The organism is Methylomonas sp. EFPC1 (assembly GCF_016925515.1).
GTDB classification, from domain to species: Bacteria; Pseudomonadota; Gammaproteobacteria; order Methylococcales; family Methylomonadaceae; genus Methylomonas; species Methylomonas defluvii.
Window position 1 is genome coordinate 4,236,598 of the sequence record NZ_CP070494.1, and the last position, 16,360, is coordinate 4,252,957.

Annotated in this window: 9 protein-coding genes; 2 read left to right on the forward strand and 7 right to left on the reverse strand. The window is 55.8% G+C overall.

The genetic code is table 11. The features are described from left to right. Nucleotides 1–277 precede the first annotated feature (277 nt). A complete protein-coding gene (locus JWZ98_RS19500; RefSeq protein WP_205451426.1) occupies nt 278–2,509 on the forward strand; it encodes an Rne/Rng family ribonuclease in 2,232 nt (743 codons plus the stop codon). Between the two features lie 66 nt (nt 2,510–2,575). On the opposite strand, the gene JWZ98_RS19505 is transcribed toward JWZ98_RS19500, so the two are convergent. Continuing rightward, nucleotides 2,576–3,460 (reverse strand): carbon-nitrogen hydrolase, encoded by an 885-nt coding sequence (locus JWZ98_RS19505; RefSeq protein WP_205451427.1) that lies wholly within the window; start codon nt 3,458–3,460, stop codon nt 2,576–2,578. A gap of 15 nt (nt 3,461–3,475) precedes the next feature. Further along, entirely contained in the window at nt 3,476–4,507 is a 1,032-nt protein-coding gene (locus JWZ98_RS19510; protein ID WP_205451428.1) for an agmatine deiminase family protein, read from the reverse strand. Nucleotides 4,508–5,414: 907 nt separating this feature from the next. Between JWZ98_RS19510 and JWZ98_RS19515 the strand changes: the two genes are divergently transcribed. Then, nucleotides 5,415–6,512 carry an IS5 family transposase gene (locus JWZ98_RS19515; RefSeq protein WP_205451429.1) on the forward strand — a complete coding sequence of 366 codons (1,098 nt, stop codon included), beginning with the start codon at nt 5,415–5,417 and terminating at the stop codon, nt 6,510–6,512. A gap of 396 nt (nt 6,513–6,908) precedes the next feature. Here the strand turns inward: JWZ98_RS19515 and JWZ98_RS19520 are convergent, their stop codons facing one another. The 5 genes from JWZ98_RS19520 to JWZ98_RS19540 all read right to left on the reverse strand — a co-directional run bounded on the left by JWZ98_RS19520 (nt 6,909) and on the right by JWZ98_RS19540 (nt 16,357). Next, nucleotides 6,909–7,616 (reverse strand): hypothetical protein, encoded by a 708-nt coding sequence (locus JWZ98_RS19520; protein WP_205451430.1) that lies wholly within the window; start codon nt 7,614–7,616, stop codon nt 6,909–6,911. A 362-nt stretch (nt 7,617–7,978) separates the two neighbouring features. Then, the gene (locus JWZ98_RS19525; protein WP_205451431.1) at nt 7,979–8,944 is read right to left on the reverse strand and encodes a tetratricopeptide repeat protein; all 966 of its coding nucleotides are present in this window, start codon (nt 8,942–8,944) and stop codon (nt 7,979–7,981) included. Beyond that, nucleotides 8,944–12,765 carry a DUF4157 domain-containing protein gene (locus JWZ98_RS19530; RefSeq protein WP_205451432.1) on the reverse strand — a complete coding sequence of 1,274 codons (3,822 nt, stop codon included), beginning with the start codon at nt 12,763–12,765 and terminating at the stop codon, nt 8,944–8,946. Before JWZ98_RS19530 ends, JWZ98_RS19525 begins: the two co-directional genes overlap by 1 nt. Before the next feature lie 3 nt (nt 12,766–12,768). Further along, the gene (locus JWZ98_RS19535) at nt 12,769–14,748 is read right to left on the reverse strand and encodes an ATP-binding protein (RefSeq protein WP_205451433.1); all 1,980 of its coding nucleotides are present in this window, start codon (nt 14,746–14,748) and stop codon (nt 12,769–12,771) included. Then, complete coding sequence (locus JWZ98_RS19540; protein ID WP_205451434.1) at nt 14,741–16,357, reverse strand: hypothetical protein; 1,617 nt, start codon at nt 16,355–16,357, stop codon at nt 14,741–14,743. Before JWZ98_RS19540 ends, JWZ98_RS19535 begins: the two co-directional genes overlap by 8 nt. Between the last annotated feature and the right edge of the window lie 3 nt (nt 16,358–16,360).

Here is a 16,360-nt window from a genome sequence, read left to right on the forward strand (position 1 = left end):
CGCTGACCTAAAAGAATTTTTTCGGGTTTTATCGCTCAACCCATGATGAGCGAGCTGCATCCTTAGAATAGAGTTCGGTATAACAGACCTCCCACTTTTCAAGCGCCACCCTCGGCAATGCCGATAACCCGCTGCGACAATTACTACAACTAATTGCAGTTTTCCGTCAGTCTGGCCGCTCACTTAAGTACATATTGGGAAACACGCCGCCTTTATCCGCGACAACCAAACCTGTTTAAGCTCTAAGTAGGATACAAATTACAATAAGGATAATTTAATGAAAAGAATGCTTATCAACGCCACGCAGCCCGAAGAGCTGCGAGTGGCATTGGTAGATGGTCAGAAACTCTATGATTTCGACATCGAAGTTCCGTCAAAAGAACAAAAAAAATCCAACATTTATAAAGGTATCATCACTCGGGTAGAACCCAGCCTAGAAGCCGCCTTCGTTAATTACGGCGCCGAGAAACACGGTTTTCTGCCGTTCAAGGAAATCGCCCCCGAATACCGGACCGGCGACAGCGAAGAGGGTAAATCCTCTAAATCCAATATTCGCGAAGGCCAAGAAATCGTCGTTCAGATTGAAAAAGAAGAACGCGGCAACAAAGGCGCGGCGCTAACGACTTACATCAGTTTGGCCGGCACCTATTTGGTACTGATGCCGAATAACCCCAAAGCGGGCGGCATTTCCCGCCGCATCGAAGGCGACAACCGCAGCGAACTGCGCGAAACCATGGCCGCGCTGGAAATTCCGGACAGCATGGGCTTGATCATTCGCACTGCCGGCTCCGACAAAAACGTCGAAGAGCTACAGTGGGATTTGAACTACCTACTGCAACTGTGGGAAGCCATCGACCGCTCCAGCACCGAGCAAACCGCGCCCTTCCTGATTTTCCAGGAAAGCAACGTCATCATCCGGGCCCTGCGCGATCACTTGCGCGGCGACATCGACGAAATCCTGATCGACCAGGAAGGCGCTTTCAAACTGGTGCATAACTTCTTGAAGCAGGTGATGCCGCATAATCTGCACAAGGCCAAACTGTATCAGGATAGCGTGCCGCTGTTCAGCCGCTATCAGATCGAAACCCAGATTGAAATGGCCTATCGCCGCGAAGTGTCGCTGCCTTCCGGCGGCTCGATAGTCATTGATCACACCGAAGCCTTAACTTCTGTGGACATCAACTCGGCGCGCGCCACCAAAGGTAGCGACATCGAAGAAACCGCGCTAAATACCAACCTGGAAGCTGCCGACGAAATCGCCCGCCAATTGCGCTTGCGCGACTTGGGCGGCTTGTTCGTCATCGACTTCATCGACATGATGTCGAACAAAAACCAGCGCGAAGTGGAAAACCGTCTGCGCGATGCCTTGAAAATCGACCGCGCCCGCATCCAGACCGGCCGCATCTCGCGCTTTGGTTTGATGGAAATGTCCAGGCAACGTCTGCGTCCCTCGCTGGGCGACTCGACACAACTAACCTGCCCGCGCTGCAAAGGCCAAGGCACCATCCGTAACGTCGAATCCGTCACGCTGGCCGTATTGCGTTTGATCGAAGAAGAAGCGATGAAAAAAGGCACCGAGCGTGTCATCGCGCATCTGCCTATCGATTGCGCCACCTTCCTGCTCAACGAAAAGCGCGCAGCAATTCAGGAAATCGAAACCAGATTGCAAGTCGGCATCATCGTGCTGCCGAGCAAACACCTGGAAACCCCGTCTTACGATATCGAACGCATCAAATCCGCAGGCGAAAGCAGCGAAGAAAAAGCCAGCCATTTGCATATCAAGGAAGAAGACATCACGGTACCGGAATTTGCCAAGCAGGCCGGCCCCAAAGCCGAAAAAGCCGCGATCAAGGAGTTTTTACCGGATTCCCCGGCCCCCGTACAAAACAAAAAGACCTCTACTGGTCTGATTCAACGTTTCTGGCAGCGTTTGATCGGAAATAGCAAAGCCGCCGAAAACGGCGAAGCCTCTGAAAAAAGCAGCGAAGACAAACCCAGATCCGGCAGAAACAATCGCCGGGACCGTGGTGATCGCGGCGACAGAGGAGAGAGAGGCGAGCGCTCAGCATCAGGCCGTAACAACCGCCGCAACAACAATCGTCGTCCGCCCAACAACCCGGCAAACACCGAAACTACGGGCAGCGCCCCAGTCGAGCCGAAGCAAGCTGTGGTTATTGACCAGGAAAATACCGACGACGCGACGACAACCGCAAAAAGAGAAAACGGCAACGGTGGCCAAGAACGCAGCCGCCGCAGCCGCAGCCGTAGACGCGGCCCGCGCAACGGTGGCGAGAGACGTCCCGAGCAAAGCGCCGGTGGCGAAGCTGGCGAAAATAGCTCAACAGGCAATCAAGGCGGCGAACGTCCAACCCCAGCCCCTAGCTATTCCGAAAGCAGCGAAGCCAGCAGCCAGCCGCGCTCTTACGATAGAGAGTTCGCCGAGCGCAGCAACAATCGCCACAACGAAACACCTCAAGAACCTGTCAGCCGTAGCGCCAGCGAAGACTGATAAAAAAAGCCGGGCAACAGTTTTAGCTGTTGCCCGGCTTTCTCAAAGCGCTGACATCATCAGCGTTTAGTCGATAAACCGCCTCTTCAAATCCGCATACTCATCTATCCGGCGATCACGCAGAAACGGCCAGATGCGTCTGACATCCTCGCTGCGTTGCGCATCCAGCTCGGCAAATAACAACACATCCTGATTATCGTCGGCACTGGTTAAAATCTCGCCTTGCGGGCCGGCGATAAAGCTATGTCCCCAAAACTGAATACCGGGCGCTTGATCCGGCGCCGCTTCAAAACCGATACGATTGCAGGAAATCACCGGAATGCCGTTCGCCACCGCATGCGCCCGCTGCACGGTAATCCAAGCATCGCATTGACGCTGCTTTTCGGCCGCATCGTCCTCGGGATTCCAACCTATAGCGGTGGGATAAATCAACAAATCGGCGCCAGCCAACGCCATGAGCCGCGCCGCTTCTGGATACCATTGATCCCAACAGATCAGCACGCCCAACTTGCCTATCGAGGTTTTGATCGGCGTAAAGCCCAGATCGCCCGGCGTGAAATAAAACTTCTCGTAAAATCCCGGATCGTCGGGAATATGCATTTTCCGGAAGGTGCCGGCGATGCTGCCATCCTTGTCAAATACCACCGCTGTGTTGTGGTACAAACCCGGCGCACGTTTCTCGAAAATGGTCGAAACGATCACCACCTTATTGGCCTTGGCCACTTCAGCCAGCGTGTCGCAAGTTGGGCCGGGAATCGGCTGCGCCAGATCAAAACAGGCGGTGTCTTCGCTTTGGCAAAAATAATGATCCAGATGCAGCTCCGGCAGCACCACCAGATCGGCATTCTGCCGAGCGGCTGTTTCGATTTGGCTGATCGAATAAGCCAGATTGGTTTCCCGACCGCGATTGCAAGGCTGTTGCACGGCGCAGGCGATAATCGTTTTTTTCATGAGTCGGACAGATGCTTAGAAATTCAATTTAACAAATGCCGGCACCTGCATGCTGGCGCAATGCAAACTACCGTATTGATGCACCAGCGGCCGGCATGGCGTGGCGATGATTTCGTGATTCGGGAAGCAGCCTTTCAAGCGCTCCAGCGCCACCGCATCCATCGCGTCGTCGTAAACCGGCACCAATACCGCGCCGTTGATAATCAGGAAATTCGAGTAATTAGCCGGCAACTGCTGGCCTTGTTCATCGAAAATCGGTTTTGGCAGGGGCAGCGCCACCAACCGATAGGCTTCACCGCCTGCCGTCTTAAAGGTTTTGAGTTGCGCTTCCATATTTTTCAGGCTTTCGAAATGCGGATCCGCGCTGTCTTCGCAACTGGTATAAGCAATAGTGTTGGCATCGCAAAACCGCGCCAGCGTATCGATGTGCGCATCGGTGTCGTCGCCGGCCAGATTACTTTGCTCGACCCACAAAATCCGCTTCGCGCCCAAATAATTTTGCAGTTGACCGGCTATCGCCGCTTCCGACAAATCCGGATTGCGGTTGGGATTGAGTAGACAATTTTTAGTGGTCATCACGGTACCTTGCCCGTCCGACTCCACGCTGCCGCCTTCCAGCACCAGATCCAGCGTGGCAGTGGGATGACCTTTAAAAATCGGATGCGCAAACAAGGCCAAATTCAAGGCGTCGTCGGCCGCATGCGGATATTTCTTACCCCAGCCATTGAATCGAAAGTTAAGCAACTGCACGCTGGCTTTGGGATGTTGCCATTCCATCGTCAAAAACACCGTATCCCGCAGCCAAATATCATTGTAATCGGCCTGCACCATATGAATTTTTTCGTTGTGACCCAGTTGCGTCTGAATATGCTGCTGATGCTCGCCGTCCTTGCAAATAATCACCAAGGGCTGAAACCGGCTGATGGTAGTGGCGACAAAATGATAGGTGTCTTCGACGGCGGACAGATTGGTAAAGTCGCCGCTGTGGTGCGGCCAAGCGATGATCACGGCTGATTGTGTTTCCCATTCTGCTGGAAAGCGAATCATGAGTACTCCCTGGATAATGTGGCTTTGAGAAATAATGCCTTATTGTATCAATGCTGACCGGTTAGGCCTATTCCACGGAATTTTAAATGTAATCGGTGCATGTTTGGATACGGAGGCAAGGTTCCAGAGGTTTGCCGCTAACGCCGAGAAACAGTTGGGATGCGATTCGAGAAGCAGGAAGAGAGAAATAACCGGAGTTGGATGATGATGAGCCCGCCGGCGGGGGATTCCACAGCCTAAACTGTAGTCTCCAACCCGCCAGCCTACCGCCGATGCCGTTGACGAGGTCAGACTCGAGGTCTGTAGTCAGTCAGAAATCCCGAAATTTACCGTGAGGCCGCACTAACCAAGACATCTGCCATCATTTCAGCCAATTATGAACAAAATACGAAACCACGATTGCTCGAGGGATTCGACGCCACTATGTACCAATTTGAATCTTTCCGTACCCGCTCTTTACGTGGTAATTGCCCCTAACGTTCAATCCTCAGACAGGACACGCGTTGCCGCTCATTTGTTCCACTCGTCATCGACCGCTTGCGCGGTGTTAACACCGCAGTAGCGCTCTGCGTTTCATTCTGGCCTTACGGCCGATTTTTTCAAGTGGGAATATTGATTTTGCGGGGGGTTATTGGCGCAGTTTCAACAATTAAGGCATCAAGCGGGACGCGAACCCAGGATTATTACTGGACTGCCGCCTGCGCGGGAGTGGCGATCAGTTAGACTTACTAGCTATGACGGATGCGAATATTTGGAGGTTTTGTGATTACTATTCCTTTCTAAATCCATACCTTCATCGCAGCTAAAACCGCTACCAGGCTGGTGAAAAACTCGAAAAGCCAAGTAAGCTAAGGCATAGATGAGCCGCCAACTGTTAAAATAGGCTACCTAAATTTGGAGCCTTTCAATGCGCGGACACGATGCCATCCAAAACAACTGGTTCAGCTACATCAACCTGGAAGACCTCATTCCCAAGCAGCATCCGTTGCGCCGTTTACGGCTGTTGGTCGATGGCGTACTGGCCTCGATGGATGCCGTCTTTGCCGCGCGTTACTCGCACACTGGCCGTCCCTCGATTGCCCCCGAAAAACTGCTGCGCGCCTTGCTGTTACAAGTCCTGTATACGGTCCGTAGCGAGCGTCAGTTGATGGAACAACTGGACTACAACCTGTTGTTTCGCTGGTTTGTTGGTTTGGGTATCGACGATGCTGTCTGGGAGCGCAGCGTGTTCAGCGCCAACCGCGAACGCCTGCTGTCCGAAGCCCTGAGTCGCGAATTTTTTGAGCGGGTACTGGCCATAGCCGAATGGCAAAATCTGGTGTCCGACGAACACTTCAGCGTCGACGGTAGCCTCATTGAAGCCTGGGCCTCGCATAAAAGCTTCGTTAAAAAAGACGGCAGCGGCCCGGACAAACCCGCCGGCCGCAATCCCGAGGTCGACTTCAGCGGCGAAAAGCGCAGCAACGCCACCCACCACAGTACGACCGATCCCGAAGCCCGGCTTTACAAGAAAGGCGAATACACCGAGGCCAAACTGCGTTACATCACCCATGCCTTGTCCGAGAATCGCAACGGCCTGATTGTCGATGTCGAAACCACTCAAGCCACCGGCACCGCCGAAATCGAAGCCGCGCAAAACATGATCAAACGCCGCGTGCCCCAAGGCGGCAGCGTCGGTGCCGACAAAGGCTACGACCAAGCGGCGTTCGTCAACGGACTCGAGTCCCGTGACATCAAAGCCCATGTGGCCCGCAAAAAGACCGGCAGTGCCGTCGATGGCCGCACCGCGCGCGGCAAAGGTTACGCCCAAAGTCTCAAGCGCCGCAAAATCGTCGAAGAAGCCTTTGGCTGGGTCAAAACGGTCGGCGGCCTGCGCAAAACTCGTCACATCGGCTTAGCCAAAGTCGCGGGTCAGGCCTTGTTTTGCTTTGCCGCCTACAACCTGACGCGCATGCTCAACCTATTGGTGTTCACGCCGAAACCGGCGTGGAGTGCGCCCGCCTAGGGTGAAGTTCGCCTGAAAACCGTCCACAGACGGCTTCAGGCGAATAAAAAGCCCTTGAAACCGGGGCAAAACGCTTGAAACTCGATGTCATGACCGATTTCAACTCGAAAAAATCACTTACATCGTGGGTAAGGGGAAATATCGGCGGGTTTTTCACCAGCCTGCTACTGGCCCAGATCTAAATCAGCCCCCCCGTACCGATAGCATTGCAGCCGTATTGAATAATGGCATTTGGAACTGGTGAACTGTAGCCATCGCCCCCAAGGCGACATTCGAAGCTTTGCACTCAATGTCGGGAGGGATTCAATTAGCTGACATTCAACGTAAAGCTAAGCCGACTGCTGGAGTGAAGCGGAAGCGGGTCGGCTTGAGCGCTATGTTAGCGCTGGCCGCTTGTCAGAAGCCGCTTGCATGTTCCTTCGTTATCTTTACCGAGAACGCTAATTGCAGTTGCGCAACTAACGCTTCAACCCTTCCAGCCATCCGAAACCATTCCTCGTGTGATTCGTCACATACGCCTTGGTAGGCCAATTCGCCAAGCTCTTCATGAACCAATTCAACTTGAGTGTCTTGGAACCGGCCAAATTTACGGTCCTCACGAACCTTGCTGATTAATTCAAAGATTGGCACAAGCGTTTGGACTCCCATACCGCTCCCGCCAGGATAGAAGTTGGAGCTCAAGCCCTGCAACATGGCTTCCAGTTCACTTAAGGTATTTGTGAATGCTTTTACAGCGAGTTGTTTATCGCGCTTACGCCACCAGATTCCCTTTGCTTCTTTTTCGATTGCCTGATGGCATGCGTACAGCCCGCGGATTGAATTCTCCAACTGAGGGCGAATATTATCCTCATGAAGGTAACGATCAAGTCGCGCCCAGAGAGCGTTTACCTGATCAAGTTCTCCGACGTCACATTTCCGCACATCTGTGAGAATGTGTTGGCGTTCGAGGCCTAAAGCGTTAACTGCTGCCCGCGCCGATTCCAAGTATAAAAGAACACGTTTCGTGACGTCTGGACTGTCCTGGGCTTTTTTAACAACCTCGGATATGTCTTGCCCCAATTCCAGCAGGGATTTGCTCACTGTTATGGCGGTACCAACATCCATCGCTAACCTCCTAGAGGATTTTTGTCCGGATCATGGGCGCTAACTAGTTATTAGATAGTTTCTGAATATCTACCATGAAACCTGCGCCGCTACAATAAGTTTGTGATCAGCAAGGATTTTCCTTTCTGTATATCATCCAAACTACACCGATAGTTGTTTTAGAGGTTGTTATGTTTCCGTGTCCAGTCGGACGATCAATGAAGCGAAACCATCGTCGGCAATGTGCCAATTTGCCGTCATTCCTCCAAGACTGCTCTGTGGCCGGTTCCCGCCTCTCAAATAATCCATTTCAACAAATCGCTTAAATACTTTCATGCTCGAAATCCTCCGAGTCGAATTCAAACCCTCCCACCTCAAAAAACTCAACTCACCAACAACATCTTCCGCGCCTTAACCCCGTAGGCATCGTCCGGCAAATCCGCCAGTTGCCGCAGCAATTGCGTGCCGGATTCCTGCTCGCCGTTTTGTTGCAAGGCCAGGCCTAAATAGAATTGATATTTGCTGGACGCGCGCGCGGTCTGGCTTATAGCCTCCAGCTGCTCCAGCGCCGCGAGCGTATGCTGACCGGACAACAAAACCACCGCCAAATCCAGGCGCGAGTCGTCATCGTCCGGATTATGTTCCAGTAGATGCTCGAACTGGGCGATGGCGACATCGCGCTTACCCAGACTCAGATTCACCAAGGCCAGATGCCGCAAGGCGTTACTATCGTCCGGATTCAGCGCCAGTGCGGTTTCCAGCGCTTCGCGGGCGCTGCCCAGATCGTTACGCAGGAAATAGGTTATACCCAGTTGCGCCCAAGCCTCCTGATAATTTCCATCCAAAACCAGCGCCTGACGATAATGCTGCACCGCTTCCGCCAGTCTTTGCTGCGCGGCTACGGCAATACCGAGGCGGGTATGTAATTGCGGTGCATTGGGTTGCAGATTCAAGGCCCGAATCGCTGCATATTCACCACCTTGAAAGTCGCCCAACAACACTTTTATCCGGGCCAGATTGTCCCAGGCCGTGACGTTATCCGGATCGCAAGCCGTCGCCTGCTCCAGGTGAGCCAGCCCCTCGCCGGCCTGCCCGGTATTCACCAGCACCTGACCGAGATTGCAATGCGCCATCGCCATATTCGGCTTCAAACGCAGCGCGGTACGCAAATGCACCAAGGCCTCCGGCCATTCTTCCCGCTGCGCCAGCACAAAACCCAGATTGTTATGCGCGCTGGCATTGTCAGCGTCCAACTCCAGCGCCGCCCGATACAAGCGCGCCGCCTCGGCCAGATTGCCGGCCTGATGGGCGATTACCCCTTCTCTGAGCAGATCGTTAAGCACATTCATCAGGCTATCCTGGCAATCAAACCACTCAAAATGTCACCCGGCGAAATGTCCGGCACCTCGAACTGCACGTCATCCAGCGATACATCGAAGGGTTGTCCTTCGTGATAATGCACCGGCAGGCTGATACCAAACTTGTAATCCGAACCAAATTGATACGAAGCCAGTTGCCAACGCTGATCGTACACGCTGAATCCCAATGCAGTCACGGCTACGTAACCGGAAATATCAAAGGTAAAGCTGGGTTGCGCGGACACCGCCAGCTTGGCAGTCAAATCCAGGCCTGTGGCCGGCGTCCAATCCACATGCACCCCCGCCTCCGCCGCACCCTCAATACCCAGTTTGCCGCCTATCTCCAGGCCGCCGGTGGCGCTGGCACCTGTGATACCCAAGCCGATACCGGCCCGCACCGCCAAGCGCAAGCCGGCATCGGCCGGCACTTTAAGATGCGCGTCGCCGGTAATTTTGGTGTTTTCTTCATGGTCCGGATTGTAGGTCAAGCCGATTTTCAATTGATCCAGGCTGCCGGGGCCAATGCCTGCCGTCGCGCTGAGGTTGCCACCCACTTCCGCGACGATGCCCGGCACAATCGGCACTTGCGTGGCGACGGCAAACAGCGATTTGTTGATCTCCTTGCGCGGAAAGATCTCCAACGAACTGGGTAAACCCAATTCGCCGGACACGGTAATCTCGCCTTTCTCGTCCAATGTCAATCCAACAGTCGCTTTCAACCACGGCGCGGCAGTGACATCGACCGTGCCGCTGCCCCACACCTTGATCGGTTCGGCCTCGCCGCCACCTTCACCGACCACGGCTTTGGCATTCAAATCGATATTACCGGCCAGCATGCTGCGTTTGTAATTGGCCGTGAGTTTGCCATTCAATAAGCCATCTTTATAATCCAGTTTGATTTTGGCGCTGGCGTCCAATCCGCTCAAATCGGGTTCCAGCTCGCCGCCGCCACCTAATGACCAGACGTCGCCCTTGCGCTCCGCTGAGACATTCAGCTTGCCGGCTTTGATACGCGGGATGGTGTCGGACAGCGTCGCCTCGCCGCCCAAGCTGATATTGCCGCTATCGTCGGCATGCGCAGACAGTTTGGCGCCTTTAAAGCCGGGCACGGAAACTTCGGCATCGCCGGCAAAATCGATGGCTTTTTTGGCATCGTCGTAAGCCAGGGTAAAACTGGCTTTTTTGATGCCTTTCAATGCGCCCGGCTTCAGGCCCAGCGTCCCGGAGGCTTTAATGCCTTTGGCGCTGTCATAGTCGATACGCCCCGCACCGGTGAAGAGCTGTTTATCAAATTCCAGCTGGCCGGCCATCGCAAAGCCCCCGGCGGTGGCACTGCCCTCCAAGGAACCTTTAGCCAGTTCGCCAATATGAAACTCGACCAAGCCGGCGGCGGCAATCGGCGTGGCTGCGCCGGCACTCAGCGTCAGCGAACTGCTATCCAATTGGATAGGCCCTTTCATATCGAATTCATCCGTAGAAAAGGTTTTCGAGAACACCAGATCGCCGCCAACCAACGCCACGTCGACAGTCGTGCCGGCCAACAGCGGAATACCGTCGATGGTTAAGACGCCGCCGCCGACGATATTGGCGCTGGCATCCATATCGGCGTTATTCAGCGCAATCGGGCTCAAAGTCTTGGCTTTAAAAGCGTTGCGATAAGCATCGGCTACCTGACCGGGCGGAATATGGCATAGGGTCGGCGCACCGCTGCTGACAAAATTTAGTGTAGTGTTTTGTGCATCGACTTTTTTGGTTTTGGGCATGGTCAGCGTCACCGTACCGCTGCCGGCGGTGCGGTTGAAGGTTCCGCCAACCACCGACATGCCGCCCCAACTGCCGGCGTCGAAAGTTTCGCTGCCGGGGTCGCCCTTCAAGGCGCTCACAAACATCACCCCGGCACCGGGACGCGGCAGCAGCCGCAATTTATCGTTGGCAAACAGATCGGGCGCATTAGATTTGGTGGCTTTTTCCAGAGGCTTCAGGTGTTCCATCTTGGTGACGCGGTCCGCCTGCCAACAGATGCCCGGATTGCCGCCGACGGCCCCCTCGAATTTCACTTCGTCGAAAAACAGTTTGTCCTGATAGCTGGTTTTAATCGCGTCCAGTGCAGCCGACGCCGGATCTTTGGCTGCGGTAGCCGGTGCTGCGCCGCCTCCCGCGGCAGGGGCCGGAGTAGGCGCCGCGGCATTCGCAGCCGGTGCCGGTGCAACTCCAGGGGCGGCTTTGCCCCGCCCCGGCAACGGTTTGGAGAGATTTTCCGGCAAGTCGCCACCACCTTCCACTTCGGGCGGAATGGCCGCGCGTATCGCCTTATCGATGGCATTTTTAATCTTGCTACCCGAACTGCGATTGGCGCTGGCATCCAGTAATTGGAAGTTTTCCAGCTTGTCGGCATCACCACCCAATTGCAGTTCCAGAATATGATCGACATCGAACAGGTGCGGCGCGCCCTGGCTATTCCACCACGGCAGAATGGCCTGCTCGCGAATCTCGCTTTCGCTGCCGATCAGATAGCCTTGCCCGCCGCCCCCGGCTTTCAGCTTCAACGCATATTGCGTGCTGGCACCGTTGGTATCCGGCAAGGTGTTATCGCTGCCGAGGTAGGGTTTTAAATCCCAGCCACCGGACGACGGTTTGATCTGCTTTTTCCAGTCGTCAATCTGGTTGGTACGCTCGTCGGCTTGCGGCAATTTCCAATTGGTCAGGCCGCCGTATTTGGCGCTGAACTTTTCCTGCATGCCCGGTTTTTGCGGCAAAGTCAGCAGGGGCACATGCAATTCCCCACCCTTCAGCGTACCTTTACCGGCACTTTTGGCTCCGCCCGCCGCGGGAGCGGCAGCAGGAGCCGCCGGCGGCGCGCGCATCACGCGCTGCACTCCGGCACCTTGTTGCACTACATGGCTTAGTTCATGCGCCAACAGTTCGCGCCCGGCATCGGCTTCCGGCGCAAACTCGCCGGGGGCGAAGTACACATCATTACCAACGGTAAAGGCCCGGGCATTGAGTTGCTTGCACAAATCCGCCGCTTCGGCATCGTTGTGAATGGTCACCCCGGCAAAATCCGCCCCGAGTTGTTGTTCCATCTCGCGACGGATATTTTCCGGCAACGGCGCCCCCTTACCCCGGCTCTCCTCAATCCGCGCTTCCACCGACTGCTCGACTGTGTTTGCCGACGCGACTGATTCGGTATCGTCAGGCTGCTCTGCTTGTTCGGCGGCAGCCCTGTGCAGGCGGGTTTGCGCGACCGTTTGCTCCTCATCCGCCGGTTTGGATTTACGTAACAAACGCGCGGCGGACGTTGGTTGTTCGTCTGTTTTTTCCGGTCCTGCGGCCTTACGAAATAGCCGAGCGGCCTTGGGCTTTTCTTCTTCCTTGGTTTTACGACTCAGACGTTTGAGCTGATCTTCTTTTTTATCATCGGTTTCCACAGAGCGCTGCGCGGCAGGGCTTTTCTTGTCCTCATCCGGCTGTTTCGCCCGGCGCACCGGCTTTTGCTCCTCTTCAGGTTTTGCGGCATTAGCCGCAGCCCGGTTCAGCCGCCGCAACAAGCGTTGAGCGCTGGGCACCGGCTTGCTGGAAATCATCTCCTTGTCTTCCTTCACCCCCGGCTGTTCGCCGGTTTTTTTGGCGCGGCTGACTTCCTGAGCCACTTGGTCGGCTTCCTTTTCTTCAGGGTCCTGCGGCTGGCTGACGGCCATCTTGCGTTGCAGATACGCCGGCTTGCGCTGCTTTTTCTCTTCATTGGGTTTGGGCGGCGCACTGGTTTTGCGCTGCGACTGTTTTTTACGGAGTTTGGACGCCAAGGTTGCCATAAGCTAACTCCTTAACTGTTTTAACTGCGCCGGCGGATTGCGGCCCAGTTTCTGATATTCGCGCTGCAAGGCCGACAATAAGGTCTCAATGCCGATAGGCTGATCCGCCGGACTGCAACCGGCAGCGGTCAACACCACATTCCGAATCTGGCCGCCGCTGATGTCGCAATAGCTAGCCAGCGTTTTGCATAAATCGTCGCTGGGGCTGCGTTGACCGAAATGGCTGCGCCATAAATCCAGGCGCTCCTGAAACCCCGGCATGGGAAAATCCACAATCGCATCCAACCGGCGAGTAAAAGCATTATCGATACGCTCGCGGCTGTTGGTGGTCAGAATCGTGATGCCGGGGTGGTTTTCGATGCGGGTTAATAAAAAGTTGGTGAGCATATTGGCGTAACGTTCGCCACTTTGCTGGGCCTCGGTGCGGCGGCCGAATAAGGAATCGGCTTCGTCGAACAGTAGGATGGCATCGGCGGCGGCGGCCAAATCCAGCAAACTCCCCAAGTTTTTTTCCGACTCGCCGACGTATTTGTTCATGATCGCCGCCAGATCGACCCGGTACAATGGCGCGCCGAGCGCAGTCGCGACATAACTGGCGGCCAGGGTTTTGCCGGTGCCGCTGTCGCCGACGAATAAGGCCCGCAGGCCGGCATTACGCGAGGCTTGCAAGGTCACGCCCAAGGCTTCCCACAACGATTCGCGGCTATGCGCGCGGGCGATAAAGTCGTGCAGGTATTGCTCCACCAGCGGCGGAAATACCACCGCTGCCCGTTCGACGCGCCGCCGCACCGGCTCGGCCAACAGCCGCAAGCGTTCCGCGCCCAAATCGCGGCGGGCTTGGGCAATGTGTTCGGCATTCAAGGCGCTGCGGCTTTGTTCCGCGCGCAGCACCGCATTCCGGGCTACTTTCTGAATCACCGGCCCGCTCAGCAAGGCGCTGGCGGCACGGCGAGCCAATTCCGCATCGGTGAGATAACGCGCCCAAAGCTGGCGGCGCTCGGCTTCGTCGGGCACACCCATTTCCAATTCCAGCAAATCCTGACCGGACACCGCATCGCTCATCCCCAGCACAATCACATGGGCAATATTGGGTTGTATCGCCGGCAACTGCCAGCTTTCACCGGCCGCAACTTGCACCTTGATGACCGGCAGCCAGCCGGCCAATTGGCAGGCCAGCGGTAAGGCCGGCTGCTGTTGCCACAAATCACTCGGCACTTCGATGGCCGTTAATCCCAACAAACCCGCCAGCTCGGCGGCCAAGGCCCGCCGGCCGCAACCGCTGTTGCCGCGTATCGCCAAGCCGCGCACTTCGCCTTTCGCCAATAAGGTCGCCAAATGCGGCAATTGTTTGCGGATACGTTGCGGCAGCAATTCCCGGTCAGTCAACGCAACCACTCGGCATCCCGGCCAAATCGTCGGCCGGCCGCACAATACCGACCACAAGGCCGGCTCGATGCGCAATGGCCTGAGCGACAGCGGCCCACTTCCCTCCAGCAATAACACTTGCTGCTGCACCAACAGGGTAGCGTGCAAATCCAGCGCATCCAGTGTGCCGGCACCGAATAATTCGTCCAGCATCGTTAGCGCCAGATGCACCGCCAAGCGATTGCCGGGATTGGGTGCTTGCAACTCGCTCAGCGTCAAGGTCACCAGATAATCGGTCTCGGCGCTGCCGACCACGGCCAGCAAAAAGGCTTGCGGCAGGTCGATATGTTGTTCCCGCAACCAATGCCCAAAGGGACCGGGCAAGTTAAAAAACTGCATCGCCGCTGCATCGCGCATTTGAGCCCAATTCGGCAGCACTTCCACGTTTAACTGTCGGGCGGCTTGTTGCCGCAATTGCTCGGACAGTTCGCTGTCGCCCGGCATCATCCGTTCCCAAAATTCAGCCAAACCGACGCGCACCAAGGCCGCCAGCGGTTGCTGCCGGTTAGGTGCTTGCAGATTTAGCGATTCGGCAAAGGGCTGCGGCGGCTTAGTCATAATGAAAACTCACGACTCGGCCCAGCCACGGCAGCCAGCCCGGATTGATGTCCAGCCCGGCCAGACGCACCGGCAATCGGATCGCCGACATCGGCGCGTACAAATCGATATGGCTGGGGCTGTAGTGAATTTGCCCGGCAAGCGCCAACAACTCCGGCTGCCAAACGCCGGTCTTGCCATACCAGCGCTCGGCCAGACTCAACACCTGTGCGCGGGCCGGCAATGGCGGCAATTGGACCAGTTCGGCGCTATGATCCAGACCCAATTGCAGCGCGATGAAATCGACCAGCGCGTCGTCCTCTTCCAACTGCAATTCTTGCCCCAACCGATACAACCAGGCCCAGCCGCTAGGCAATGTTTCGGCATGTTCCAGCATCAAGCCGCGCATTTCTGGCCGGTTGAGCATATTTAGTAAATACAGCAAGCCGCCTTGCTGGGTAAGGAATTCGGCAAATTCCGGGCGTTCCATGGCTAGCTTGGGTTTCAGACTTTGTTGAGGCTCCAAGGCGCGGATAGAAGAATCGGCAAATGACGCGTCTGCCGCAATGGGGGCTTGCGAAGGTTGTTGCCGGACATTTTTGTTGTTTTGCGCGATATAGCGCCGAACATCGGACGACAAAGGCGTTTGGTTTTCGACGCCGACATTGGACTTTAACTTTACATCTGCCTGCGCTTGCGTCTGGCCGGCTTGGCTAGCCGGCGGCGCTTGCGGAAGGGGTTTAGCTTGCTGGGGCTGAACCGCTCCCTGGATCGTATCAACCAAGACTGGCAACGATAACTCAGCAATCGCGTGCTTTGGCTTAACTTGTAGCGGAGACGCAAAACAGCTGGATAAAAACGCCAGCACCTTAGCCGGCTGTTGTTGCAACAGCAACGGCGCCGCTTCCTGACCGATCAGCAACAAGGCCAATTGATAACGGCCATCGCTGACTTTCAGCTCTTGCAACAGCGTTCGCCATTGCGCCAAGAATCCGGGCCGCCGATACAGTTGTTCAACCCAAGCCTGAGCTCCGGCAGCCAAGGGATGTGGCCTTTCTGCGCCATAGATTTCAGAGCCAAGCAGCTCGGCTATTTCCAGACTAGACGGCAACCGAAAACCGCTCAGTCCGGCCAGCTCAACCGCCAATTGTCGAGCATCGCTGTCGTTCAGACTCAAGCAGACGGCGGCTAATTTTTCTCGTTGCGCCAATCGGGCACAAACCGCCGGCAGTAAAGTCAGATGTTCGGACACTATCCCGGATATAGCCCGCGACACCGGCAATTCAAACCAATGCGCCCAACGCCGCCAATACCAGTTAAAGCCGGCGCGACCGCGCACCAAATCCGTCAGCAGGGCCGCCAACAGCTCGGCCAAACTAGTGAAACGCATCACCTGCTCGGGATTATTGCTTTGCGTTAAATATTGCCGGGTTTGGTCTAGCAATTGCCTTGGTAATTGCCGCGCCGCGCCGCTGACGTGCAGGCGGCGAATAAACACCCAGTTGTCCTGCCCTGCATCCGGCCAATCCGCGCTTTGCAAAAAATCGCGCAAGTTATCCGCCGCGCGCTGCTGTCCGGCCCTGACGGTCAGACGGTGTATCGCAACGCTATCGGCGGCCAGCTTTGTCATGAC

Coding starts and splice junctions, on each gene's coding strand:
- JWZ98_RS19500 (WP_205451426.1), top strand. CDS start 278: ATGAAAAGAATGCTTATCAACGCCACGCAGCCCGAAGAGCTGCGAGTG.
- JWZ98_RS19505 (WP_205451427.1), bottom strand. CDS start 3,460: ATGAAAAAAACGATTATCGCCTGCGCCGTGCAACAGCCTTGCAATCGC.
- JWZ98_RS19510 (WP_205451428.1), bottom strand. CDS start 4,507: ATGATTCGCTTTCCAGCAGAATGGGAAACACAATCAGCCGTGATCATC.
- JWZ98_RS19515 (WP_205451429.1), top strand. CDS start 5,415: ATGCGCGGACACGATGCCATCCAAAACAACTGGTTCAGCTACATCAAC.
- JWZ98_RS19520 (WP_205451430.1), bottom strand. CDS start 7,616: ATGGATGTTGGTACCGCCATAACAGTGAGCAAATCCCTGCTGGAATTG.
- JWZ98_RS19525 (WP_205451431.1), bottom strand. CDS start 8,944: ATGAATGTGCTTAACGATCTGCTCAGAGAAGGGGTAATCGCCCATCAG.
- JWZ98_RS19530 (WP_205451432.1), bottom strand. CDS start 12,765: ATGGCAACCTTGGCGTCCAAACTCCGTAAAAAACAGTCGCAGCGCAAA.
- JWZ98_RS19535 (WP_205451433.1), bottom strand. CDS start 14,748: ATGACTAAGCCGCCGCAGCCCTTTGCCGAATCGCTAAATCTGCAAGCA.
- JWZ98_RS19540 (WP_205451434.1), bottom strand. CDS start 16,357: ATGACAAAGCTGGCCGCCGATAGCGTTGCGATACACCGTCTGACCGTC.